20 protein-coding genes are annotated in these 24221 nt (G+C 62.2%); 9 read left to right on the top strand and 11 right to left on the bottom strand.

The window, feature by feature from the left end; genetic code table 11:
* Window positions 1-20: 20 nt before the first annotated feature.
* Window positions 21-479, bottom strand: coding sequence for a hotdog fold thioesterase (locus AXW84_RS14400; RefSeq protein WP_442905514.1), 459 nt, complete (start codon window positions 477-479; stop codon window positions 21-23).
* A gap of 87 nt (window positions 480-566) precedes the next feature.
* On the opposite strand from AXW84_RS14400, the gene AXW84_RS14395 reads away from it, so the two are divergent.
* The 6 genes from AXW84_RS14395 to AXW84_RS14370 all read left to right on the top strand — a co-directional run bounded on the left by AXW84_RS14395 (window position 567) and on the right by AXW84_RS14370 (window position 8762).
* Window positions 567-1184, top strand: a complete 618-nt coding sequence (locus tag AXW84_RS14395) for a histidine phosphatase family protein (protein ID WP_068234548.1) — start codon at window positions 567-569, stop codon at window positions 1182-1184.
* A gap of 93 nt (window positions 1185-1277) precedes the next feature.
* Window positions 1278-2936: a pyruvate dehydrogenase complex dihydrolipoamide acetyltransferase gene (locus AXW84_RS14390; RefSeq protein WP_068234543.1), complete on the top strand. Its 1659-nt coding sequence runs from the start codon at window positions 1278-1280 to the stop codon at window positions 2934-2936.
* Between the two features lie 159 nt (window positions 2937-3095).
* Window positions 3096-5678: a TonB-dependent receptor gene (locus tag AXW84_RS14385; protein WP_068234540.1), complete on the top strand. Its 2583-nt coding sequence runs from the start codon at window positions 3096-3098 to the stop codon at window positions 5676-5678.
* A 473-nt stretch (window positions 5679-6151) separates the two neighbouring features.
* A complete protein-coding gene (locus AXW84_RS14380) occupies window positions 6152-7033 on the top strand; it encodes a glycosyltransferase family 32 protein (protein WP_082774127.1) in 882 nt (293 codons plus the stop codon).
* A gap of 85 nt (window positions 7034-7118) precedes the next feature.
* Window positions 7119-7661 (top strand): ATP-dependent protease subunit HslV, encoded by a 543-nt coding sequence (gene hslV / locus AXW84_RS14375; protein WP_068234536.1) that lies wholly within the window; start codon window positions 7119-7121, stop codon window positions 7659-7661.
* A 129-nt stretch (window positions 7662-7790) separates the two neighbouring features.
* The gene (locus tag AXW84_RS14370) at window positions 7791-8762 is read left to right on the top strand and encodes a deoxyhypusine synthase family protein (RefSeq protein ID WP_068234535.1); all 972 of its coding nucleotides are present in this window, start codon (window positions 7791-7793) and stop codon (window positions 8760-8762) included.
* Between the two features lie 170 nt (window positions 8763-8932).
* On the opposite strand, the gene AXW84_RS14365 is transcribed toward AXW84_RS14370, so the two are convergent.
* The 6 genes from AXW84_RS14365 to AXW84_RS14340 all read right to left on the bottom strand — a co-directional run bounded on the left by AXW84_RS14365 (window position 8933) and on the right by AXW84_RS14340 (window position 12769).
* Window positions 8933-9139, bottom strand: a complete 207-nt coding sequence (locus AXW84_RS14365) for a hypothetical protein (RefSeq protein ID WP_068234533.1) — start codon at window positions 9137-9139, stop codon at window positions 8933-8935.
* A gap of 234 nt (window positions 9140-9373) precedes the next feature.
* Window positions 9374-9946, bottom strand: coding sequence for a DUF1572 family protein (locus AXW84_RS14360; protein ID WP_068234531.1), 573 nt, complete (start codon window positions 9944-9946; stop codon window positions 9374-9376).
* A 66-nt stretch (window positions 9947-10012) separates the two neighbouring features.
* The gene (locus AXW84_RS14355) at window positions 10013-10501 is read right to left on the bottom strand and encodes a hypothetical protein (RefSeq protein ID WP_068234529.1); all 489 of its coding nucleotides are present in this window, start codon (window positions 10499-10501) and stop codon (window positions 10013-10015) included.
* Window positions 10502-10723: 222 nt separating this feature from the next.
* Entirely contained in the window at window positions 10724-11278 is a 555-nt protein-coding gene (locus AXW84_RS14350) for a hypothetical protein (RefSeq protein WP_068234525.1), read from the bottom strand.
* 48 nt (window positions 11279-11326) lie between these two features.
* A complete protein-coding gene (locus tag AXW84_RS14345) occupies window positions 11327-11785 on the bottom strand; it encodes a hypothetical protein (protein WP_068234523.1) in 459 nt (152 codons plus the stop codon).
* 60 nt (window positions 11786-11845) lie between these two features.
* Complete coding sequence (locus AXW84_RS14340; RefSeq protein WP_068234520.1) at window positions 11846-12769, bottom strand: DUF58 domain-containing protein; 924 nt, start codon at window positions 12767-12769, stop codon at window positions 11846-11848.
* Window positions 12770-12920: 151 nt separating this feature from the next.
* Between AXW84_RS14340 and AXW84_RS14335 the strand changes: the two genes are divergently transcribed.
* From AXW84_RS14335 to AXW84_RS14325, 3 genes are all read left to right on the top strand, one after another.
* A complete protein-coding gene (locus tag AXW84_RS14335) occupies window positions 12921-13298 on the top strand; it encodes a DUF3276 family protein (protein WP_068234517.1) in 378 nt (125 codons plus the stop codon).
* Between the two features lie 333 nt (window positions 13299-13631).
* Complete coding sequence (gene ychF / locus AXW84_RS14330; protein ID WP_068234514.1) at window positions 13632-14732, top strand: redox-regulated ATPase YchF; 1101 nt, start codon at window positions 13632-13634, stop codon at window positions 14730-14732.
* A 289-nt stretch (window positions 14733-15021) separates the two neighbouring features.
* Complete coding sequence (locus AXW84_RS14325) at window positions 15022-18234, top strand: TonB-dependent receptor (RefSeq protein ID WP_071891357.1); 3213 nt, start codon at window positions 15022-15024, stop codon at window positions 18232-18234.
* 205 nt (window positions 18235-18439) lie between these two features.
* Here AXW84_RS14325 and AXW84_RS14320 read toward each other — a convergent pair whose 3' ends face one another.
* The 4 genes from AXW84_RS14320 to AXW84_RS14305 form a co-directional block, all read right to left on the bottom strand.
* Window positions 18440-20083 carry a TolC family protein gene (locus tag AXW84_RS14320; protein ID WP_236943127.1) on the bottom strand — a complete coding sequence of 548 codons (1644 nt, stop codon included), beginning with the start codon at window positions 20081-20083 and terminating at the stop codon, window positions 18440-18442.
* A complete protein-coding gene (locus AXW84_RS14315; protein WP_068234508.1) occupies window positions 20080-21468 on the bottom strand; it encodes an HlyD family secretion protein in 1389 nt (462 codons plus the stop codon). Before AXW84_RS14315 ends, AXW84_RS14320 begins: the two co-directional genes overlap by 4 nt.
* Window positions 21461-22468 (bottom strand): ABC transporter transmembrane domain-containing protein, encoded by a 1008-nt coding sequence (locus AXW84_RS14310; protein ID WP_068234505.1) that lies wholly within the window; start codon window positions 22466-22468, stop codon window positions 21461-21463. Before AXW84_RS14310 ends, AXW84_RS14315 begins: the two co-directional genes overlap by 8 nt.
* Window positions 22469-22746: 278 nt before the next feature.
* Window positions 22747-24192, bottom strand: coding sequence for a M48 family metalloprotease (locus tag AXW84_RS14305; RefSeq protein WP_236943126.1), 1446 nt, complete (start codon window positions 24190-24192; stop codon window positions 22747-22749).
* Window positions 24193-24221: the final 29 nt, after the last annotated feature.

The raw sequence follows: 24221 nt of genomic DNA, 5'->3' as shown, positions 1-24221 counted from the left end.
AACAACTGACAACTAAAAACCTAGCGGGGCAGGTCAATCACGGCCATCGTGATGCGGCTGATGCAGACCAGGGCCCCCGTTTCTTCGTGGGTGATGCGGATTTCCCACACCTGCGTGCTGCGGCCCACGTGCACCGGCGTGGCCCGGCCGCGCACCCAGCCGTCGCGCACGCCCTTGAGGTGGTTGGCGTTGATTTCCAGGCCCACGCAGGCTTGCTTGGTGGGGTCGACGCGGCTGGCGGCCCCTACGCTGCCCAGCGTTTCGGCCAGCGCCACCGAGGCCCCGCCGTGCAGCAGGCCCAGGGGCTGGTGGGTGCGGCCGTCGACGGGCATGCGGCCCTCAATGTAGTCGTTGGTAAGGGCAGTTAGCTCGATGCCGAGGGCGTCGGCCAGGGTGGGGCGGGTGGCCGTCCAGGCCTTTACTTCGTCGAGGGTCATTTTAACGGGTAGTTTCTCGTAGACAATGGTTAGGCTGTTCATTGTGCTTGGCAACTGCCAACGAACAACTAATAACTTGAAACAGGAACCCGTACTTTGGGCCATTGTTCCGCAAAACTACCCCGAAACGTGAGGCCCCGGACCATCTTCCTGCTGCGCCACGGCCAGACCGATTTTAACGTGCAAAACATTGTGCAGGGCAGCGGCATCGATTCTGACCTCAACGACGCGGGCCGCCGCCAGGCCGCGCAGTTTTTTGCCGCCTACGGCCACGTGCCGTTTGATAAAGTGTACACCTCGGCGCTGCGCCGCACCCGGCAGTCGGTGCAAGGCTTCCTCGACCTGGGCCTGCCGCACGAGGCGCACACGGCCCTGAACGAGATTAGCTGGGGCCGCCGCGAGGGCAGCCGCATCACCGTGGCCGAGGATGCCGAGTACCGCGCCACGCTAACCGCCTGGGCCGCTGGCGACGCCAGCGCCCGCCTCGAAGGCGGCGAGAGCCCCGCCGAAGTGGCCGCCCGCCAGCGCCCGTTCATCGAGCTTCTGAAGGCCCGCGCCGACGAAGAAACCGTGCTCGTGTGCCTGCACGGCCGGGCCCTGCGCGTGCTGCTCTGCCAGCTGCTGCACTACCCCCTCAGCTGCATGGATGGTTTCGAGCACAGCAACTTGTGTTTGTACAAGCTCGAGTATACGGGCACGGTGTTCACGGTGAAAAATTTTCTTGACACCGCCCATTTGCAAAGCTGAGCGCAGCGGCCGGTGGCGGGTGGGCCCCGGCCGGTTGGTGCGCCCAACTTTTCGGGCTAATTTTGGCCCAATCAACCCAAGCGCGACAACCCGATGGCCGAAATCATAAAAATGCCTAAAATGAGCGACACGATGACCGAAGGTGTCATCGCGGCCTGGCTCAAAAAAGTGGGCGACAACGTTAAGTCCGGCGATATCCTGGCCGAAGTCGAAACCGACAAGGCCACCATGGAGCTGGAAAACTACGACGACGGCACCTTACTCTACATCGGTCCGAAAGAAGGTGAAGCCGTGGCCGTAGACGGTATTTTGGCCATTGTGGGCAAGCCGGGTGAGGATTTTTCAGCACTGCTAAACGGCGGCGGGGCCCCCACCGCCCCCAAGGCCGAGGCCCCCAAGCCTGCCCCGGCCCCCGCTGCCGAGGCTCCCAAACCTGCGGCTCCCGTGGCTCCGGCCGCGCCCGCCAACGGCAAGAAAGCCACCGTGGTGCTCATGCCCAAGATGAGCGACACGATGACCGAAGGCACTATTGCTGCCTGGCTGAAAAAGGTGGGTGATAAGGTGAAAGCCGGCGACATCCTGGCCGAAGTCGAGACCGACAAAGCCACCATGGAGCTGGAAAACTACGAGGACGGCACCCTGCTCTACACGGGTCCCAAGGCTGGCGAAGCCGTGGCCGTGGATGGCATTCTGGCCATCATCGGCGAGGAAGGCGCCGACATCCAGTCGCTGCTGGGCGGCCAGAGCGGCGGCGCTGCCCCGGCCCCCGCTGGGGCCCCAGCGCCGGCTGCCGCAGCCGAAGAGCCCGCTGCGCCCACCGGCCGCATCCTGGCCTCGCCGCTGGCCAAGAGCATCGCCAAAGAAAAAGGCATCAACCTGGCCCAGGTGAAGGGCAGCGGCGACAATGGCCGCATTGTGCAGCGCGACGTGGAAGCCTTCACGCCCAGCCAGGCTGCTGCACCGACCACCGCGCCCGCTACGGCTCCCAACGAATACATTGCCGCCGCCGTGCCCGTGGCCGCGCCCGCTGCGCCCGTCCCGAAAGCCGCGCCGGCCCCCGCCGCGGCCGAAGGCACCTACACCGATACACCGGTGTCGCAGATGCGCAAGGTGATTGCCAAGCGCCTGTCGGAAAGCTTGTTCACGGCCCCGCATTTCTATCTCACGATGGAAATCCTGATGGACAAGGCCATGGAGGTGCGCACCCAGCTCAACACGCTTTCGCCGGTGAAGCTGAGCTTCAACGACCTGGTGCTCAAGGCGTCGGCCGTGGCCCTGCGTCAGCACCCGGTGGTCAACTCGTCGTGGCTCGGCGACAAGATTCGCCAGAACAAGGTCATCAACATTGGTGTGGCCGTGGCCGTGGACGAAGGGCTACTGGTGCCCGTCATCCGCAACGCCGACGGCAAGGGCCTCTCGCAGATTGCGACCGAAGTGAAGGAGCTAGCCGGCAAAGCCAAGAGTAAGAAGCTCCAGCCCGCCGAGTGGGAAGGTAGCACCTTCACCATCAGCAACCTGGGCATGTTCGGCATCGACGAGTTCACGGCCATCATCAACCCGCCGGATGCCTGCATCCTGGCCGTGGGCGGCATCAAGCAAACCGCTGTGGTGAAGGATGGCCAGCTGGCCATCGGCAACCTCATGAAGGTGACGCTGAGCTGTGACCACCGCGTGGTGGACGGCGCCACCGGCGCGGCTTTCCTGCAAACGCTAAAGGCGTTGCTGGAAGACCCCATGCGGATGCTGATTTGACCCTTGACCGCCGTACAAGCTGCGTGATTTCTAAGAATGACTCAAAGAATCAGCCCCCACCGGGCTGATTCTTTGTTTTTAAGGCCATTAGGGCCCCAATGGACGTGGTGGTATGGGAAAGAGCCTATATTTACGGGCCATCATACAATTCTTCGTATTATGAATAAAAAGCTACTAATTGTACCGTTCGTTTTGGCCAGCAGCGCCGCCTGGGCGCAGAGCCGCACCTTGTCGGGCCAGGTCCTGGACGCGGCAGGAGCCCCGGTCATTGGGGCCACGGTGGTGGAAAAAGGCACCAACAACGGCATCAGCACCGATGCCACGGGCCGCTTTGTGCTGCGCGCGCGCACGGCCCAGCCGCGGCTGCAAATCAGCGCCCTGGGCTACACCAGCCAGGAAGTGGGCACCGAGGGCCCCGTGGCGGTGCGCCTGGCCACCAGCAGCACCGCTCTCGAAGGCGTGCAGGTGGTGGGCACGCGCAGCCTCAACCGCTCGGTGACGGACTCGCCCTCGCCGGTCGACATCATCGACGTGCGGCAGGTGACGGCCAAAACTGGCCAGCTCGACGTGAACCAGCTGCTGCAATTCGTGGCCCCGTCCTTCAACTCGAACCGCCAGACCGGGGCCGACGGCGCCGACCACGTGGACCCTGCCAGCCTGCGCGGCCTGGGCCCCGACCAAACCCTGGTGCTGGTGAACGGCAAGCGCTGGCACCAGTCGGCGCTCGTGAACCTGTTCGGCTCGCGCGGCCGCGGCAACACGGGCACCGACCTGAACACGATTCCGGCCGCCAGCATCGAGCGCATCGAGATTTTGCGCGACGGGGCCTCGGCCCAGTACGGCTCCGACGCCATTGCGGGCGTCATCAACATCGTGCTGAAAACCAGCACCAAGGAGCTGACGGCTAACGCCAACTACGGGGCCTACACCGCCAAGTACCGCTTCGACGATAAGACCTTCGACGGCGGCAACTTCAATGCCAACGCCAATTACGGCGTGGCCGTGGGCCAGGGCGGCTTTGTGAACGCCACCGTTGACTATAACCAGCGCGAGCATACCCAGCGCGCCAATGTGCCGGCCCCCGACGGCATCCAGCGCCGCGAGTACGGCGACCCGAAGGCGACCAACACCTCTGTGTACCTCAACAGCAAGCTGCCTCTGAGCGAGAAAGTGTACGCCTACGTGTTCGGCGGCTTCAACGTGCGCAAGGGCGACGCTTACGCTTACACCCGCTTCCCGACCATCGGCACCGACAGCCTGGGCAACGACATTCCGAATCCGCGCAGCAACGCCACGCTCTACCCCAACGGCTTCGACCCCATCATCACGAGCAGCATTTTCGACGGGCACGGGGTAGCCGGCGTGCGCGGCGCTTTCGGCGGCTGGGACGTGGATTTGAGCAACGGCTTCGGCTCGAATAACTTCCACTATGGGGTGCGCAACACCTTGAACGCCACACTGGGGGCCCAGTCGCCGACGACCTTCGACGCGGGCGGCTTTCAACTCCAGCAGAACGTGGTGGACCTTAACATGAGCCGCAACTACAAAACCGTGTTGCAGGGCCTAAACCTGGCCTTTGGTAGCGAGTACCGCCGCGAGTGGTACCAGATTTTCGCAGGCGAAGAAGGCTCGTACCGCAACTACGCCCCAGCATCGAACCGGCCAGGTGGGTCCCAGGGCTTCCCCGGCTTCCAGCCGCGCAATGAGCTGAAGGCCAGCCGCAGCAACATCGGCGTGTACGCCGATGCTGAGCTGGACGTGACCAAGGCCCTGCTGGTGGAAGGCGCGGTGCGCTTCGAGAACTACAGCGACTTTGGCAGCAACTTCACCGGCAAGCTGGCCACGCGCCTCAAGCTGAGCGACGCCTTCTCACTGCGCGGCACGCTGAGCACGGGCTTCCGGGCCCCGTCGCTGGCCCAGATTAACTTCAATACTGTATTTACCAATGTAGTAGGCGGAAAAGCGATTGACGTACTCATCGACCGTAACAGCGGCCCCGTGACGCGGGCCGTGGGCATTCCGCCGCTCACGCGCGAGTTGTCGCGCTCGGCCAGCGTGGGCTTTACGGGCCGCGCTGGTTCCATTCTAACCTTCACTGTGGACGGCTATTACATTCACATTCAAGACCGTATCGTGCTCACCGGGGCCTTTGGGAACGACGACAACATAATCGGGCCCACCCTCACGGCCCTGAACGTGGGCCAGGCCCAGTTCTTCGCCAACGCGGCCTCCACCAGCACGTTCGGCCTCGACGCCGTGGTGGCCAACACCCTGGGCGTGGGCAGCGGCCGCCTCACCACCACGCTGGCCGCCAACTTCAACCGCCTCAACGTCACGAGTGTGCAAGCCACGCCGCTGCTGGCCGGCAAGGAAGATATTTTCTTCGGGCCCCGCGAGCAGGCGTTTGTGAAAGCCTCGGCGCCGCCCTACAAAATCAACCTCACCTTCGACTACAGCCTCGGCCGCTTCGGGGCCCTGGTGCGGTTCGTGGAGTTTGGCGGCGTGTCGCTCATCGACTACAACGGCAACCTGAACCGCTACGACCCGCGCCTGACCACCGACGTGGCCCTCAGCTATGCCCTCACCAACCAGCTGCGCCTCTCAGTGGGCAGTTCGAACCTGTTCAATAAGTACCCCAACTTCTTCAACCCCCAGGCCACCGAAACCGGCGGCGCCTGGGACCCTGTGCAAATGGGCTCGAACGGCCGCTTCCTTTTTGCCAAGCTCCAGGCCCGGTTCTAGGCCAGGAGCGGGCGTTCATCCCCGCGCAGGTGCAGAACCCCGCCGATATTTTTGGGCGTTATCCGCTAAAATGCAATGAGTCCCGCTAAGCTTTCAAAGCCTGGCGGGACTCATTGCATTTTAGCGGATAATACCGCAAGGCTGTTTTGTGGTAGTTTTTACTTATTGAACAGCTTTCGGAGTTGGCCGGCAGCCGCTTCTACTGCGCGGACGCCAGCCGAGTAAGTCTGTTTCACTGACTGGAATAACTGCTGGAGCTGTGGCGCTTTGCGACGCTCACTCTTGCCATATGGTGGGGCCCTAATCTATTTGCTGTTGCCGCTCCATGCGTCACAACATTCGGGAGATTTCCCTCAATTTGCATTGTGTTCTTAACTTTTTGTTCTTTGCCACGTTTTCTCATGTGAAATTAATAGTAGGGTAGCCGGTTAGCGGTTGGCCAACATTCAGTGCACCTCTTCGGACTGCTCATAATGAAAGCTCCTGTTCTAGCCGAATTGCCTGTTGGCAAATGGAATTTGCCGCAACTGGCTGAAGGTGTGGCCATCCCCCGCGTTATTCACCAAACGTTTATGTCTAAGAAGCTGCCGCCTGAGCTTCAGGAAAACGTTGATAGCATCAAGAGGCTAAACCCTGGCTGGACGCACATTATTTACGACGACGACGACATAACAAAGTTTGTCGGCGAGAACTACGGGCCCCATATCCTTCATTGTTTTGAACGAATAAACCCGCGGTACGGCGTGGCCCGGGCAGATTTGTTCCGCTACTTGCTGATGTACAAATGCGGCGGCGTCTACCTGGATATTAAGAGCACGTGCATTTGCCCATTCGAGCAAATGCTGCGGCCAGACGACCGGTACATTTTATCCCATTGGAGAAACAAGCCCGGTGAGCAGCACGAGGGATTCGGCACTTCGGAAGAGGTAACAGACATTGCCGGCGGCGAGTACCAGCAGTGGCACATCGTTGCGGCCCCCGGCCACCCTTTCCTGAAAGCAGTAATCGAAACCGTCCTCCAAAACATTGACCAGTACCGCCCGTGGTTGCACGGCACGGGGGCCATTGGGGTGCTGAGGCTAACCGGCCCGCTCGCCTACACCACCGCCATTCAGCCATTGCTCCCGGTGGTACCGCACCGGAAAGTCGCCAATGAGACGGTGGTGGGCCTCAAATATTCGGTTTATCAGCATACCTCGCACCGGGCGGCCTACAAAACAAATTATTCCTCATTGACAGAATCCGTTGTGCTTTTGAGAAGCAGGGAAAAACTGCCGGCCCACTTGTACAGTTTTGCCAAGAAAAGCAAGCGCCTACTCACCAAACTGAACGGTCTCTTTAGTGCGGAGAAGTAGCCGATGTAGTGTTTGGCGATGTGGAATGCTTGTTAGTAACGCCCGCTTCTGGCCCAGCGGGGACCAAGCGTTGTATTTTTGCCCCATGCTCCCAAAAATTCGCTCCACGACCGTGCTCGGCGTGCGCCACAACGGCCAGATTGCCCTCGGGGCCGACGGCCAAGCCACTATGGACAAGCACGTGGCCAAAAACAACGTGCGCAAAGTGCGCCAGCTCAACGACGGCAAGGTGGTCACCGGATTTGCCGGCTCCACGGCCGATGCCTTCATGCTGCTCGACCGCTTCGAGGAGAAGCTGGCCGCCTACGGCAACAACCTCAAGCGCGCCGCCATCGAGCTGGCCAAAGACTGGCGCAAAGACCAGTACCTCCGTAAGTTAGAGGCCATGATGGTGGTCTGCGACAAGGACGAGCTGCTCATTATCAGCGGCACCGGCGACGTGCTGGAGCCCGACATGGACGTGGCCGCCATCGGCAGCGGCGCCATGTACGCGCAGGCCGCCGCCCTGGCCCTGAAGAAGCACGCCCCGCACCTGACAGCCCGCCAGATGGTGGAAGACGCCCTGCACATCGCGGCCGACATCTGCATCTACACCAACCACAATTTGATAATTGCGGAGCCGGCGTAATCCCTTTTCCTGTCATGCTGACGTAGAAAGCATCTTATCACGGTTGCTTCCGTTAGTTCTTCTTTTCCCCTGAGCAGCGCGGACGTGATAAGGTCCTTCGCAGGCTCAGGATGACATTACATCCCCACCATGCACATCACCAACTTCCTCAAGCACCACTACCGCCACTTCAACGCCGCGGCGCTCATCGACGCGGGCGAGGGCTATAACAAGCACCTCGCCGAGGGCGGCAAAATGATGATTACCCTGGCCGGGGCCATGAGCACCGCCGAAATGGGAATTCAGCTGGCCGAGCTGATTCGGCAGGACAAAGTGCAGATTATCAGCTGCACGGGCGCCAACCTGGAGGAGGATATCTTCAACCTAGTTGCCCACGACTTCTACGAGCGGGTGCCCAACTACCGCGACCTGACGCCCGCCGACGAGCACGAACTGCTGAAGCGCCACATGAACCGTGTGACCGACACCTGCATCCCCGAAGAGGAGGCCATGCGCCGCTTGGAGCACGTGGTGCTTAAGTTCTGGGAGAAGGCCGACCAGGAGGGCAAGGCGTACTTCCCGCACGAGTTTTTCTACCAGATTCTGCTGAGCGGCGAGCTGGAGCAATACTACCAGATTGACCCTAAGGATTCGTGGATGCTGGCCGCGGCCGAAAAAAACCTGCCCATTATTTGCCCCGGCTGGGAAGACTCGACGCTCGGCAACATCTACGCCGGCCACGTCATCACCGGCGATATCAAAAACGTGCACACCATGCGCACGGGCATCCAGTACATGATTTACCTGGCCGACTGGTACACCAAAACCGCTACCGAGGCGAGCAAAATCGGCTTCTTCCAGATTGGCGGCGGCATTGCCGGCGACTTCCCCATCTGCGTGGTGCCCATGCTGCACCAGGACTTGCAGCGCCATGAGGTGCCGCTGTGGGGCTATTTCTGCCAGATTTCGGACTCGACTACCAGCTACGGCAGCTACTCGGGCGCCGTGCCCAACGAGAAAATCACCTGGGGCAAGCTGGGTGAGAAAACCCCCAAGTTCATCATCGAAAGCGACGCTACCATCGTAGCCCCGCTGATATTTGCGATTGTGCTGGGGCAATAATGGCCGCTCGCACAAGCTTTTTAAAGCCCGCCGCTGAAATTCAGCAGCGGGCTTTTTTGCGATGAATAGGGGCCCAACTTTACTATTTGGTGAACTTACTTGCCTAAAAGAGAGCAGGCGCGGCGCGTTTTCGGCTGCGCGCATTCACGCGCCGCGGCGAGTAGTCGCGGCTAGTTGGCGCAGCCGGCGGCCGCGCAACTTGCTTGCGGGAGTTGGCAGTCCCAGTGCAGGCGGCGGTCAACCACTGCCGCACGAGGGTCGGGCTGGGGCCCTTCGGGGCGGCGGCCGTTCATCTTTTGCTGGTAGATAAACGCTTCTTCTTCCTGCTGGAAATAGTAGGAGTCGCTGAGGGCAAGGCGGCCAAATAGGTAAAGCATGACGGGCGGGGTGGGGTGAAACGGAACGGCAAGTGCATAGACGGGACACCGTCCGACTTACTCTAGTTGCAACCCAAAAAATTGCACTCGACCAACACGCACTCTTTCGCTGCGAAACCCGGCGCCACGACTACCAGTGGCCAGGTTGGGTTTGCCGCGCCCGTTGGCCTTCTTCTCTCGCCTGGGCAAAGTTGCGCCCGCGCCGGGGCCCCAGTCTGAGTAAAAAGGGCCTCATCAAAGCGGAGTATCGCCCAAAAGCTCGTCGGTGAAATGCGCCTGGTGTGGGGGCTGGGCAAACTTTTCGGCGTTGTAGGCCCCCGAGGCGCCGCGCGGGATGGAAAGGGACTGCCACGCATCGCCGGCCACCAGGCGGGCCAGGAATACCATTTGGCCCACGTGGTAGGGATAGTGCGCCAGCTGGCGGTTGATGGCCTCGGCCACGGTGTGGCCCTGGTGGCGGATGTACACGAGCCGGTCCAGGTCGGCCGTCGTCAGTCCGTCCAGGGCCCCAAACAGGCACTGCCAGCCGGCTTCCCATTTTTCGAGCACTGCGGCGCGGGTGCGCAGGTCGTTATCAAACTCGGCCTCGCGGTGGCGCCAGGGCTTTTCGCCGTCGCTGGTTAGGAAATCCGTCCAGCGCGACAACATGTTGCCCCACAAGTGCTTCACAATGGCTGCCAGGCTGTTGCTGGCCGCGTTGGGTTGCCAGTTGAGTTGGTCGTCGGGCACCTGGGCCAGGGTTTGCTCGCCCAGCAGTTTGTAGTAGGCGAACTGTTTTTTGGTGCTAGCGAGGAAGTCGGCGGTCATGGCGGTAAGGAGTACGGCGCGAGTTTACGCTGCCCGCGCGCAAAACCCTGGGGCTTAGGGCCCCCGCTAGCGCCACACGGCGGCCACCGTGGTATCGGCGAAGCTGAGGCGGGCGGGGGTGGTGGTCAGGTCGAGGGTGCCGGTAGTGTGGCGGTTGCGCACGGTGATGCGCAGGCGGTACACCTGGGCCGGCAAATCCTGGAGGCTGATGGCACTGCGGGCGGGCCCCGTGTCGGCGGTCATGCCGTTGTGCAGCACGCCGCAGTAACGCAGGCTCAGCACGTCGTCTTGCCGGGTGAGCGAGGCGATGAGGTGGTCGCTACCGCTGGTATTGAACACGTTGTCTTTGCTGACCAGAAATGTTTCGACCGTGCCCGGCAGCTGCACGGCTTGCTGCTGGGTGCGCAGCAGCACCTGGTAGCCGCTGGGCCCCGGCGTGCCGCAGTCTTCTTCCGTTACCAGTTCCGAACCCTCGCCGGGCGCCAGGCTCGGGTCGTCGCTTTTGCGGCAGCTGAATAGGGCGAGGGAAGCGGCAAAAAGCAGGGGCAAGCGCATACGGACGAGCAGAAAAAGGGGGAGTGGCTAGATGACCCCCGCGCGGCCGAAAAGGTTGCACGGCCATGCGCCGCCGGGGCCCCATGTATCATCGCCCAGTGCCTCGAAGCCTCGCGCGGGATGAACATGTAGCGCCGGGCTGGAACAAATGCAAAACGCCTTCCAATCCGCGCAAATCGGAAGGCGTTCTTGTGCGTTAGGTGTGGTTAGTACGACATGATTTTAAAGAAGCTTAGCACACACTTCGTAGAAATCCTCCTGTATAAGACGCACTGCTTCATCCATGTCAAGGGTAAAGTAATGGTATTCTTCGACTGAATCCGCCGCGTCTTTATCCACAAGTGTTTTACCGAGCGAGTCTTCGTCGAGTTTATCTAAATCCCAAAAGCTATCAGGCAAATTATCAATGTCAATCGGTTGGCGTTCAATATCTACGTGCCTCCAAAGGCGGGCATCACTTGCCTCAGTGTCGCCGTCAAAACTTAACCAATAAGTAAATAATGGTTGCCGCAGCCTCACTATTTTGAGAGCACCTATCGACCGTTCTTCTAAACCATCGGCCACAGCATCGCCTTCTGTTTCCTCAAGAAAGCTTAAAGAAGAATTAAAAAACTGTTCTTGTTCGGTTAGGATGTAATGAGCCGGCACTAAAACTTTTTTATAAACATGTTCTAGTAGCAATTCTAAACTGGATTTAGAAGTTAGATCAAGTTCGGAGATATCCGTGAGCAATTTGTTAGCAAATAGGTCACTTAAGCGCTGTTCAAAATTTTCCATAAATGAGGGTTGATTAATACTTGGAATAGAATAGTTTTTATGCAGTGACTAAAACCGGAACAGCGGCCGGTACGGGTTCCAGAGGCCCCACGGAATCATGAGGAGCACCAGCGCCAGGGCGACGCCGTAGTAGATGAAGGCCGTTTTGTGCTTGGCAGTGTCGTTGAGGCGCTTTTTGGAAAGTGTGCGGCCGATTTGGGCGATGATGACGGCCAGCACCATGATGGCCACGTGCTCCATGCCGAAGAAGCGCACCACTGGGTCCTTCATGGCGCCGGCTACTTTCATGGCTTTGAGGCCGTAGGGGCTGAGGCCGAAGTACAGGCCCAGGCCCACGATGAGCTGCAACAGCATGAAGCCCACGAAGCTGGCTCCAAAGGCGTTGTCGCCCTTGCCAAACGGACGGCGGCCCGACATGCCCACGTAGGCGCGGTACACGGCCACGAGGCCGGCCCCGAGCACGAAATAGCGGAGGTAGGAGTGCAGATAGAGCAGAACTTGGTACATGGTGTTGAGAAGAAGCGTAAGTGATGGGTACTACAACAAAAGTAGGCGCAAGTTGGGGCCCTAGCGGCCCTTGCCGCGCTTCACCAGGTAGGCATACAGCACTTTTTCGAACGGCTCGCGCACGTCCACGGGCACAAAATCAATCTTGAGCTGGCCGCAGCGCAGGGCCAAATCCTGCTCGAAAGTGGCCATCGCCGCTTGGTACTGGGCCCGGATTTGGGAGGGCTGGAGCTTGATTTCCTGGCCCGTTTCTACGTCCTCGAAGATGTAGGGCCGCTCGGCGAAATCGAAGTTGGCCTCCGTGCTGCGGTCGAGCACGTGGAAGAGCAGCACCTCGTGGTGCTGGTGGCGCAGGTGCTGGAGAGCGGCCAGCGCGGCGGCCTGCCCGGCCGCGTCGCGCCCCAGCATATCGCTGAAGAGGATGACGAGCGAGCGTTTGGGGATCTGCTGGGCGATGGTGTGGATGACGCCGGCCACGTCGGTGCCGCGCCGGGGCCCCACTGGCGCGGCGGGCCGCTCGAGCAGGCGCTGCAAGGCCAGCAGCACGGCGTGGCGGTGGGTGGTGGTGGAGCGCACCGGCGTTTGTAGCTCTACCCGGTCGGCGAAGGTGACGAGGCCCACTGCGTCGCGCTGCCGGGTGAGCAGTGTGGCCAGCGCTGCCGCCGCTACCACACTGAAGGTCAGCTTGGCGTGGTCGGGGGCGGGGTAGTACATGCTCGGGCTCACGTCGATGAGCAGGTGGGCGCGCAGGTTGGTTTCCTCTTCGTAGCGCTTCACAAAGAGCTTGTCGGTGCGGGCAAATACCTTCCAGTCGATGTGCCGGGTGCTCTCGCCGGGGTTGTAGAGCCGGTGCTCCGAAAACTCGACCGAAAAGCCGTGGTACGGCGACTGGTGCAGGCCGGTGATGAAGCCGTCGACGAGCTGGCGGGCCAGGAATTCCAGGTTTTCGAACGAGCGGACGGCGGCGAGGTCGGGGGCGGGCATGGGCGGGGGAAAGGGGCGGCGGGGCCCCGGGGGCCCTGTTCAAAGATACCACATAGGGGCCCCGGGCGCTTTTTACTTCGGCTCATCCTACCTACATTCGAATTCACATCAATCGATTGCTCTATTCATCAACTTTACCCACCCAACGCCTGTGGACGACCGCCCCGACCAGGAAGAGATTTATTCCCAACGCATTAAGGCTGGCAAGCGCACGTATTTCTTCGACGTGAAAGCTACCCGCGGCCAGGACTACTACCTGACCATCACCGAAAGCAAGCGCCGCCAAAACAGCGACGACTCGGTTTCCTACGAGAAACACAAGATTTTCTTGTATAAAGAAGATTTTTTGAAATTCGTGGACGCCCTGCAAGACGCCGTGGACTACGTGCGTGAGGAACTGCTGACCCCCGAGGAAGTGGCCGAGCTGGACCGCCCCCGCGAGTACGACGAGCGCGACCGCCGCGAGGGCCCCAGTCCCGTGGCTGAGCGCCCCGCCTTCGATGCCAACCGCAGCGACGACAGCTACTAGGGCCCCGGCAACGTATTTGACTACGCAACGGCGCGAATGGACTCCGGTTCATTCGCGCCGTTTGGCTGTAGCGCGGACTTTGTAGTTCGCGCGGTTGAACGGTCGCTAAACGGTCTGTAGCGCGGACTTTGTAGTCCGCGGCTCTGAACGGTCGCTAAACGATTATCGGCGGGACGAAGCGAGGGCTGCGGACTACAAAGTCTGCACTACAGTTTATTGGTGGGACTAAGCGAAACGCGCGGACTCGCAGAGTCCACGCTACGGCACGTCGTACCTTTGCGGCCGAATTGCGCTAATTCATAATTTATAATTCATAATTTTTAATTCAGAGAAATGGGCCTCCGCTGCGGTATCGTGGGCTTGCCGAACGTCGGCAAATCCACCCTGTTCAATGCGTTATCCAACGCCAAAGCCGAATCGGCCAACTACCCGTTCTGCACCATCGAGCCCAACGTGGGCGTGATTACCGTGCCCGACGAGCGCCTGCAAATCCTGGAGGCGCTGGTAAACCCCAAGCGCGTGCTGCCCACCATCATCGAGTTCGTCGACATCGCCGGCCTCGTGAAGGGCGCCAGCAAGGGCGAGGGCCTGGGCAATAAATTCCTGGCCAACATCCGCGAGGTGGACGCCATCATCCACGTGGTGCGCTGCTTCGACGACCCCAACATCGTGCACGTGGCCGGCGGCGTGGACCCGGTGTTCGACAAAGACGTGATTGACACGGAGCTGCAAATCAAGGATTTGGAGAGCATCGACAAGAAGCTGGTGAAGTCGGAGCGCAGCGCCAAGGCCGGCGACGCCGTGGCCAAGAAGGAAGTGGCGGGCCTGCAAAAGTTCAAAACGGCCCTCGAAGCCGGCCAGAATGCCCGCGCCGTGGCCGCCACCGCCGACGACCTGGAGGCCGTGGCCGACTTGCAGCTGCTTACCATCAAGCCCGTGATTTACGTGGCCAACGTGGACGAGGCCAGCATCGCCACCGACGGCAACCACCACGTGGCCGCCCTGCGCGCGCACGTGCAAACCGAAGGGGCCCAAGTGGTGCTCGTGTCGGCCGCCATCGAGTCGCAGATTGCCGACATGGAAGACCCCGAGGAAAAAGAAATGTTCCTGGGCGAGTACGGTCTCACCGAGTCGGGCCTGAACAAGCTCATCCGGGCCAGCTATGAGCTGCTGAACCTCATCACTTACTTCACCGCCGGCGTGCAGGAAGTGCGCGCCTGGACCATCCACCGCGGCGACAAGGCCCCGGCGGCGGCCGGCGTCATCCACTCCGATTTCGAGAAGGGCTTCATCCGCGCCGAAGTCATCAAGCTGCCGGATTACCAAGAGTATAAGACCGAGGTAAAAATAAAGGAAGCCGGCCGCATGGCCGTCGAAGGCAAGGACTACGTGGTGCAGGACGGCGACATCATGCACTTCCGCTTCAACGTCTGAGGACGCCCGGACTGGATTTTACAGATAAAAAATAGCAAAAGGCCCGGCGTGCAAACGCCGGGCCTTTTGCTTGGAAGCGAGTGCACCAGCCCGGAGGTGGGGCCCCGGCACCAAGAGCATTATGGAAAAATAAAACTGAAGCACCGCCGGGACCACGCAGTTGGGACCCTGGCGCGCGCAATGTTATGTTTTGGGTGTTATGCAAGTGTTATGAAAATACCAATATCGTGTTGTCTTATCTTTGTGAAAATTGTCTGAAGACAGGCTTTGGATAACTAATAGCAGTACTATGAAACAACGGTTACTTCTTCTATTACTGGGCTTCGTGCTGCTGGCCGGCGGCTACCGGGCGGCGGCGCAGGGGGTTACCACCTCCGCCATCAAGGGCCTGGTGCTGGACGCCAAGGGCCAGCCGCTGCCGGGGGCCACGGTGGTGGCCACGCACCTGCCCTCGGGCACGATTTACGGCAACGCCACGCGCGACAACGGGCAGTTTGACCTGCTGAACCTGCGCATCGGGGGGCCCTACGAGGTGAAGGTGTCGTTCGTGGGCTACGAAACGTTCGTGCAAAGCAACATCCAGCTGGTGCTGGGCAAGACGTTTGAAACGCGCGTGACGCTAAGCGAAGGCAGCGGCCAGAAGCTCGACGAAGTGGTGGTGAAGGCCAACCGCGACGGCCAGATCAACCCCGACCGCACCGGGGCGGCCACCAACATCAGCTCGATGGCCATCCGCTCGCTGCCCACCATCAGCCGCTCGCAGGAAGACTTCACGCGCCTCACGCCCCAGGCCAGCGGCCAGAGCTTTGGCGGGCGCAACACGCTGTACAACAACTTCTCGCTCGACGGCTCCATCTTCAACAACTCGTTTGGGCTGGACTCGCCCACGCCCGGCGGGCAGACGAACTCGCAGCCGGTGAGTCTCGACGCCATCGAGCAAATCCAGGTGAGCCTGGCGCCCTACGACGTGCGCCAGGGCGGCTTTACCGGGGCCGGCGTAAACGCCGTGACCAAGAGCGGCACCAACAGCTTCCGCGGCACGGCCTACACCTACTTCCGCAACGAGAACCTGATCGGCCGCAAGGTGCAGGGCGCCACCATCGACAACCCCAGCCTGAAGTTCAACCAGACCGGCTTTGCCCTCGGGGGCCCCATTGTGAAGAACAAGCTGTTCTTTTTCACCAACGCCGAGTTCACGCGCCAAACCGACCCGGGCCAGACGTTCCGGCCCGCGGCCAGCACCGCCGAGGCCCAGGCGGCCACCAGCGGCCAGCTCAACGGCGTGAGCCGGGTGCTGCAGTCGGATTTGCAAGCCATCCGCGACCGGCTAATGTCGACCTACGGCTACGACCCGGGCTCGTTCCAGGGCTTCACCTACCGCACGTACTCGAACAAGTTTTTAGCTAAGATTGACTGGAACATCAACCCGTCGAACACCTTCTCCATCCGCTACAACTACCTCAAAAGCTACCGCCAGCAGGGGCCCCACCCGATTGCCATCGCGCCGTCGTCGCGCGTGCCGGGTGTGAATACCTTGCAGTTTGAGAACTCGGGCTACACCGTCGACAACAACCTGAACTCGGTAGTGGCCGAGCTGAACAGCACGTTTGGCAACGGGCGCTTCAGCAACAAGGCGCAGGCCGGCTACTCGGCGTTCCGCGACTTCCGCGAGCTGCCCAGCCCCACGTTCTTCCCAATGATCGACATCACGCAGGGCGGCACCACCTACACCAGCGTGGGCACGGAGCAGTTTTCGGCCAACAACCTGCTGAACCAGGACATCCTCCAGCTGACCGACAACCTGAGCTACTTCGCCGGCAAGCACATTCTCACGCTGGGGGCCAACTACGAGCACTTCGCCTTCACCAACGGCTTCAACCTCCAGCGCTACGGCTACCAGCGCCTGGAGCTGACCGACTTTTTTCGCCTCACGCAGCGCGGCCAGCCCGGTTTCCTCGACCTGAACGCCCAGGCTGCCGCCGGCGCCGGGGCCCCCGTGAAGCAGGTGGACGTGACCGTGGCCCAGCTCGGCGTGTACGTGCAGGACGAGTTCCAGGCCAGCCCGGCCTTGAAGCTGACGCTGGGCGTGCGCGCCGACGTGCCCATCTACAGCACTACGGTGGCCCCGAACGCGCAGATTTCGGCCGCTACCTTCAATAGCCCCGACGGCCAGCCGACGAAGGTGGACGTGTCGCAGCTGCCGAAGTCGACGCCGCTGTTTTCGCCCCGCCTGGGCTTCAACTTCACGCCGCAGGGCGCCGGGGCCCAAACCCAGCTGCGCGGCGGCACGGGCATTTTCACCGGTCGCATCCCGTTCGTGTGGATTTCCAACCAAGCCTCGAATGCGCAGTTCGACAACTTCTACACGTTTCAAATCAACAGCACGGGCCGCGACTTCAAGTTCCCGCAAGTGTGGCGCACCAACTTGGCCGTAGACCACGAGCTGCCCGGCGGCCTGGTGGCCACGGTGGAGGCCATTTACACGAAGGACATCAACGCGGTGGTGCACCGCAACTACAACTTCGTGACGCCCACGCAGACGCTGAGCGGCGCCGGCGGCGGCGATAAGCGCCAGATTTACCCCGCCGCGGGGCCCCGTCTCAACTCCTTTAACGGCCCCAACGGCCAGTTCACGTTCCTCGACGCGGGCGTGATTGGGCTCGAAAATACCAATAAAGGCTACCAGTACTCCATCACGGGGCAGCTGCGCAAGGAGTTCGCCAACGGTTTCTACGCCACGGCGGCCTACACCTACGCCCAGGCCAAGGACGTGACCTCGAACCCCGGCGAAATTGCCGGCGACGCTTTCCAGCGCCTGCCGGTGGTGGGCAACCCCAACCAGCCTGCGCTGGCCTACAGCGACTTCGGCCTGCAGCACCGCATCATCGCCGCCGCCAGCCGCCGCTTTAGCTACGCCAACAACAAGCTGGGCACCACGGTGGGCTTCTTCTTCGAGGCCGGCCAGGGCAACCGCTTCAGCTACACCTACGCCGGCGACCTGAACCGCGACGGCATCGACGGCAACGACCTGATTTTTGTGCCCGCCAGCCGCGCCCAAATCAACCTGGTGGGCTACACCAACGCCGCCGGCCAGGTGGTGTCGGCCGACCAGCAGTACCAGCAGCTCGACGCCTACATCAACCAGGACCCCTACCTGCGCCAGCACCGCGGCGACTACACCGTGCGCAACGGGGCCCTCAGTCCGTGGTATACCCAACTGGACGCCAAGCTGATGCAGGACTTCGCCGTGACGACCGGCAGCGGCAAGAAAAACACCTTGCAGCTCAGCCTCGACATCCTCAACCTAGGTAACCTGCTGAACGCCAACTGGGGCAACCGCCAGCTCGTGGGCAACAACCGCCTCATCGAGGCCGCTTACCCCACCGCCGCCACCGACGCGCCGGCCTATACCTTCCGCGGCGGTACCCAAACCTACTTCATCGATTCGAGCCTGGCCAGCCGCTGGCGCGCCCAAGTGGGCGTGCGCTACATCTTCGACTAGGGCCCTAGCGCGGTAGCAACGAACCGTAAAAACGGTCATGCTGAGCGCAGCCGAAGCATCTCTCCCGCTTACTAACCAGCCGATTGGATTACTACCGCAGTAGAGATGCTTCGGCTGCGCTCAGCATGACCGTTTTTACGGTTCGTTGTTCTGGAACAAAAAAAGAGGGCCTCTGGGGGCCCTCTTTTTTTGTTCAGCGCCCACCTTACTCCGCGCCCGGGGTGCGGGTGCCGGCGTAGTAGTACAGCTCGGCCAGCGATTTTTCGTAGCCGGCCTGCATGCTGGCCAATTTCAGGCGGAGGTCGATGAGCTTGGTTTCGCGGCTGTTGATGAGGAACACGGTGCTTTCGCCGAGGTTAAACTTGGCCAGCTCGGCGCGCAGCAGGAGGCGCTGGTTTTCGATGGCAAGGGCCTGGATGGCGAGCTGGCGCTCGTAGGCCTTGAGCGTGTTGTAGCTGGCATCGACCCGGTTGAGGATGATGCGCCGGCTCTGCTGCTGCTCCAAGATGTTTTCCTGCACCTGGATGCGGGTGTACTGGAGTTTGCCGCGCTCCTGGCGCAGGAAGAGCGGGAAGGCAAAATCGACGCCCACCTTGTAGTTGTTCCAGCCAAAACCGTAGGTGTCCGGCAACTCGTTGCGGTAAAAATCGCCCTGGCTCAGCAGCGTGCCGCTGGCGTTGATCTTGGGCTTGAGCATTTCGCGCCGGTAGCGCTCCTCGATGCCGAGCTGGCGGATTTTGGCGTCCAGCTTGCGCAGCGTGGGGTGTTGGGTGGCGGCCAGGTCGCTGAGGCGGCGCAGGTCGGTGGTGTCGACGGCGGCCAGGCGCACGGCCTGCGGTACGGCCCGGGTGGGTAGTTCCACGGGCTGGGCGTCGCGGTTCCAGAGGTGGTTAGAAAGCACGAGGCGGGCGTTTTGCAGCTCCACGCCCAATTGCTCGGCCTGCACGAGGCGGTCCTGGGCGGTAATGCGCGCCTCCACCGAGTCGATGGGGGCCTGGTCGCCCACGTCCACCCGGCGGCGCACGGCTTGGAAGCGGCCCTCGGCTAGCGCCACGCCTTCCTGAATGAGCGCGGTTTGCTGGTAGGCATAATACCAGTTCCAGTAGTCCTTGGCCGCTTGTAGCCACACTTCGTTGATTTGCTTCACGCGGTCGGCCTCGGCCGCGGCCACGAGGATGCGGGCCTGGCGCAACGTGCTACGGCGCGCGTCGATGAGCAGGCCCTGGCCCAGCGGCACCGATAGGCCGATGCCCGCCAGCCCGGCCCCGGGCGTGCGGTGCTCGGGGTTGACGTAGGGGCCCACGTAGCGGTCGTAGCCGGCTTTTAGGTCGACGCCGCCCGGCCACAGGGGGACCTTCAGCTCGTTGGCCCAGTTGTTATAGTAGTCGGTGCCGCCGAACACCTTGCGGTCGAAACCCGCGCCCAGCTTTGGGTCGAAGCCGCCGCGGGCCTGCTGCACCTGGGCCTGGGCCTCGGCGCTGAGCAGCACCGCCTGCTTGACGATGGGGTGGTTGGCGAACACGAGCTCGGCCAAATCTTGCAGCGAGAACACGCGGGCGGTGTCGGCCGCCGTGCCGCGGCCGGGCACGGCTGGGGCCCCGCCCAGCAGTAGCGGCGCGGCCGGGGCCCCGGCCGTGCCCGGGGCGGCCAGCTTGCCCGGGGCGGCCGGGGTGGCTAAGCCGGAGGCCAGGCGGCGTGGCCCGAGCTGCCCGGGCGCCAGCTGGCCCGGGGCCCCCTGGCCCGCCGGCGTCAGGCCCTGCGCCCGCAGGCCCGGGGGCCCCAGCGCCAGCAGCAGGGCCCCGACCGTTAGGGCCCCCAGCGCCGCGGCTAGTTTTCGAAATATCCTCACGACTTGCCGCCCTCCCCTTTGCCACCGCCGGCCTTGATGGGCGACCCGTCGGGCGCGGTGGTCAGGGTGGGGGGGAAGCCGTTGAGCTGCCGCCAGATTTCGTACCACACGGGCACCGAATCCAGAATCACCCAGCCGTACACGCCCGAGCCCAGGCGCAGCTGCAAGGGCCAGGGCTGGTCGCCGGCTTGGGTTTGCACGGGGCGCACCAGCAGCCGGTAGCGGCCGTTGGTGCTGCTCACCACGTCAATCACCGATACGGTGCCGCCGAACGTGCCCACCGCCACCGACGGCCAGCCCGAGAACTGAATGGCTGGCCAGCCGTCGAATTGCAGCCGCACCTGCCGGCCCCGCTGGATGAGCGGCACGTCCATGGCGCGCACGTACATTTCAGCGGCCAGCACCGGGGACTCGGGCTGGAGCGTGGCGATGGACTCGCCTTCCTTGATGGTTTCGCCGATGCCCGCCTTGAGGGTGCGCACCAAGTAGCCGGTTTGCGGGGCCCGCACAATGTAGAGGCCACGGCGCACGGCCACGTTGCTTATTTTGTTGCGCAGCGCCGCCACCTCGCCCTCCGAGCTGGCGCGGCTCGACACGGCCGAGCTGCGGTCTGACTCGGTTTTGGCTAGGTTTTCCTGGTACTTGGCCTGGATTTCGGCCAGCGCGATGCCGCTGTTGTCCAGGGCCTGCCGGCTGCTGCCCAGCTTGTTGCGCTGCGATATGGCCTTGGCCAGGTCGTTCTGCAGGTTCAGGCGGCGGGCCTCGATGTCCGTTAGCGAAAACAGGCCGTTCTGGTAGCCGACCTCGTAGCGCGCCAGCCGGTCCTGGGCAATGCGGTAGGCGTTGTTGACGGCCACCAGGTCGGCGCTGTCCATCGATACCGTGTTGCGGGCCTGCTGCACGCGGTTGCGGGCGGCGGCCAGGCCTACGGTCAGGCTCGTGCGCAGGGCCACCAACTGGCGGCCGGCGGCCGCGATGCGGGCCCCGTTGGCGGCCACGTTGCCGCGCTTGGCGGCCAGCTGCTCGCCCAGGCGCTCGGGCAGGTCGGGGTCGAAGTACTCGTCCTTGATTTCGGAGAGCGTGAGCAGCGTATCGCCGCGCTGCACAAGCTGGCCCTCGCGCACGGCCCAGTGCTCGATGCGGCCCGCAATGGCGTTTTGCACCGTCTGGGGCCGGTCTTGGGGCATGAGGGCCGTGAGGGTGCCGCTGCCTTCGATGGTTTGCCGCCAAGGCAAAAACAGGATGATGAAGAACACCAGGACCGCCGCCAGGACGACGTGGCCCAGCCGGCGCCCGCCCGCAGGGTCGAGCAGCTCGGGGCGGGCCCGGCGGGGCGCTTCCTGCCACACCTCCCGGTCCACGTTTTGGTTGGATAGGTTAAGCATGGGCGGGGTGGTTGTCGGCGAGGGGCAAATCCGTGACGGCGGCCAGCTTCTCCACGCCGGTCAGGCTGTCGAAGATGGTGCTCACCCCGGTCATCAGCTTTTCAATCGCGCCGCTGATTTGCACAATCAGCACTTCGGCGGCCACAAACTGGCCCAGCGTCATCTGGCGCGACACCACGAACAGCGTGCCCGCCACCAGCAGGCCCCCCGTGAGCAGGGCCCGCAGCGCCACGGCGTAGGTAAAGTACCGCTTCAGCACCCGAAAGTGGCCGTTGCGGGCCTTCAGGTACTCGGCCGTCAGCGCATCGGTGCGGGCCAGGGCCTGCTGCCGCTGCCCCTCGCTGTGGCGGTAGGCGGGCAGGTCGGCGGCCACCTGCTCCAGCAGGGCCACTACCTCGTACTTATAGGCCGATTCTTCGATGCTGGTGCTCAGGGCCCGCCGGTAGTTCACGGCGTAGATGAGCACCAGCAGCAGAATGGTGAGCAGGCCAAACGCAATGAACACCGGGTGGTAAAACGCCAGCACAATGACGCCAAACAGCACCTGAAACGCCGCAAACATCAGGTCAATCAGCAGCTTGGTCAGGCTTTTCTGAATGGTCAGGACTTCGAAAAAACGGTTCACCAGCTCCGGCGGGTTGGTGCCCTCCAGGGCTTCGGGCTTGATGCGCGGCAGGCGCCAGGCAAACTCGATGGCGGCCTTGGCAAACAGGCGCTGCTCGATGGCCTCCACCAGCGTCATCTGCCCGATGAGCAGAATGCCGCCCAGCACCACGCCCAAAAACACGACGCCGATGAGGATGTAGGTCGACGAAAACACGGCCCCCGTCGACACCAGGTTGAACACCGCCTGCGTGCCCAGCGGCAGCGTCAGGCTGATGAGGCCCGTGACGATGGCGTAGAAAATGATGTAGTTGATTGTCTTCCGCTCCGTGTCCAGCATGCGCGCAAAGCGCTGCCAGGTAGTGGGCGGGGGAAGATTAGCAGAATGAGAAGCCATGCAGAAAAAGGAGCCAGCGGGTAGTTTATCAGGCCACAAATTTCAGGATCAGCGTAATGGCTTGGTATTAATTAGGGGTTAAATTAGCATTAATTCAAAATTAAAAAAGGTAAATTAATAACTTGATAATCAAATTATTAATTTACCTTTTTTAATTTTGAACCCGAGCGTTGTAGCTGCCCTGGCGCGGGCACTGGGCAAACACAACGGCTTGCCCAGTGCCGCACAGCGTGGCCGACTTTGGGGCCCCGGCGGCAGCGCTTTTGGGGCCCCGAAAGTTATCTGCCTACCACTTTGTAGAGCATGCCCTTGGTCAGCCGGTCGGTGGTTTTCATGCCGTTGAGGATGGCCAGCTCTTCGTAGCGGCCGCTGGCGATGCCGTTGGCGGCCAGGGCGGCGGCGAGCGTAGTGGTGCCGGTGGCGGTCTTGATGCGGATTTTTTCGGGCTGGCGGTTCAGCTTGCTGGCCTCGGTGAGGCGGCTGAAGCCCTTCGCTGCGGCGTCGAACTGCGGCGCGTAGGTGCCGAACGAGGCGGCCGCGGCGAGGCCGATGAAGGCGTAGATGGACTTGCCGTCCTGGAGGAGGTAGGAGCGGACGTGGGCCGGCGTGCTCTGCTGCTGGCTTTGCTGGTCTTGGGCAGCCTGGTCGCCTTCTACCACGGCGGCGGGAAAGCCGTTGATGGTGGTTTTTTCGGCCTGGGCCCCGGACAGGCCGATTTGCTTCACCAGGGCCTGGGCGGCTTCGTCGAGCGTGCCGCTGCCCGCGCCCAGGAATACCAGCAGGGCCTTGCCATTGGGCTCGGCCATTTTAAACTGGTCGGGCGTGTTTTGCGACTTCCAGCCGCTGGGCACGGGGAAGCGGAACTTCAGGTCGGGGTGGTAAAACACGTTATTTTCCACGAAGCCCTGGCGCGGGTCTTCACCGAAGGTCAGGCCTTCAAGCTGGCGCAGGTACTGGTCGCGGTTCACCAGGAAGGCGCTGCGGCCGGTGGCCTGCTTGGCCTGGGCGGCGAGGCCTTTCACGCGGGTGTAGCGGTCGGCCGAGTTGGGGTGGGTACTGAGGAAAGTGGGGACGCCACCGCCGCCACTCTGCTCTTCAGTGCGTTGCAGGGTCTGAAAGAAATCAGCCATGTAGCTGGCATCATAGCCAATTTTGGTCGAGTACTTCACGCCTAAGCCGTCAGCTTCGTTTTCATCGCCACGGCTGTACTTCAGCATCCACAACCCAACCCCCTGCTGCACAACTCCCCCAATGGATTGCATGACCTGGGGAGCCGCAAGCTGGCCCAGCAGCATGCCGATGCCGGCAATGGTATTGTTGCGCTGCTGCTTTTTGCCGTGCTGCGCGGTGATGTGGCCCAGCTCGTGGCCCAGCACCCCCGAAAATTGGGCTTCATTGTTAAAGTAAGCCATGATGCCGCGCGTGAAGTAGACGTGGCCATCGGGAGTGGCGAAGGCGTTGATGATCGGCGAGTCGACTACCGTAAAGCCATAGTCGCCGGGGCGGTCCGAAATGGCCGTCATCTGCTTGCCACGGGCCGTGATGAGGCTTTGCAGCTTGGCATCGTTGTAAAGACCAAACTGGGCGATGACGGCCGGGTCGGGCTTGGCGCCTTGCAGCGGGCGGGCGGCGGGTGCGGCGGGCAAGCCCGGGGTGGAGGGGGCAGCGCTGGCGAGCGGCAGGAGTACGGCCAGGGCCCCGGCGCGGAGATACGTAAGGTTCATATAAGGAGGTAAAACGAATAGCATTAGCG

This window comes from Hymenobacter sp. PAMC 26628, assembly GCF_001562275.1.
Taxonomy (GTDB): Bacteria; Bacteroidota; Bacteroidia; order Cytophagales; family Hymenobacteraceae; genus Hymenobacter.
Note: the sequence above shows the minus strand (reverse complement) of the source record. Positions and strands in the feature narration are given on the sequence as shown.

Coding starts and splice junctions, on each gene's coding strand:
- AXW84_RS14340 (WP_068234520.1), bottom strand. CDS start 12,769: ATGCCCGCCCCCGACCTCGCCGCCGTCCGCTCGTTCGAAAACCTGGAA.
- AXW84_RS14350 (WP_068234525.1), bottom strand. CDS start 11,278: ATGGAAAATTTTGAACAGCGCTTAAGTGACCTATTTGCTAACAAATTG.
- AXW84_RS14365 (WP_068234533.1), bottom strand. CDS start 9,139: ATGCTTTACCTATTTGGCCGCCTTGCCCTCAGCGACTCCTACTATTTC.
- AXW84_RS14325 (WP_071891357.1), top strand. CDS start 15,022: ATGAAACAACGGTTACTTCTTCTATTACTGGGCTTCGTGCTGCTGGCC.
- AXW84_RS14360 (WP_068234531.1), bottom strand. CDS start 9,946: ATGACCGCCGACTTCCTCGCTAGCACCAAAAAACAGTTCGCCTACTAC.
- AXW84_RS14380 (WP_082774127.1), top strand. CDS start 6,152: ATGAAAGCTCCTGTTCTAGCCGAATTGCCTGTTGGCAAATGGAATTTG.
- AXW84_RS14315 (WP_068234508.1), bottom strand. CDS start 21,468: ATGCTTAACCTATCCAACCAAAACGTGGACCGGGAGGTGTGGCAGGAA.
- hslV (WP_068234536.1), top strand. CDS start 7,119: ATGCTCCCAAAAATTCGCTCCACGACCGTGCTCGGCGTGCGCCACAAC.
- AXW84_RS14305 (WP_236943126.1), bottom strand. CDS start 24,192: ATGAACCTTACGTATCTCCGCGCCGGGGCCCTGGCCGTACTCCTGCCG.
- AXW84_RS14385 (WP_068234540.1), top strand. CDS start 3,096: ATGAATAAAAAGCTACTAATTGTACCGTTCGTTTTGGCCAGCAGCGCC.
- ychF (WP_068234514.1), top strand. CDS start 13,632: ATGGGCCTCCGCTGCGGTATCGTGGGCTTGCCGAACGTCGGCAAATCC.
- AXW84_RS14355 (WP_068234529.1), bottom strand. CDS start 10,501: ATGCGCTTGCCCCTGCTTTTTGCCGCTTCCCTCGCCCTATTCAGCTGC.
- AXW84_RS14390 (WP_068234543.1), top strand. CDS start 1,278: ATGGCCGAAATCATAAAAATGCCTAAAATGAGCGACACGATGACCGAA.
- AXW84_RS14370 (WP_068234535.1), top strand. CDS start 7,791: ATGCACATCACCAACTTCCTCAAGCACCACTACCGCCACTTCAACGCC.
- AXW84_RS14345 (WP_068234523.1), bottom strand. CDS start 11,785: ATGTACCAAGTTCTGCTCTATCTGCACTCCTACCTCCGCTATTTCGTG.
- AXW84_RS14310 (WP_068234505.1), bottom strand. CDS start 22,468: ATGGCTTCTCATTCTGCTAATCTTCCCCCGCCCACTACCTGGCAGCGC.
- AXW84_RS14400 (WP_442905514.1), bottom strand. CDS start 479: ATGAACAGCCTAACCATTGTCTACGAGAAACTACCCGTTAAAATGACC.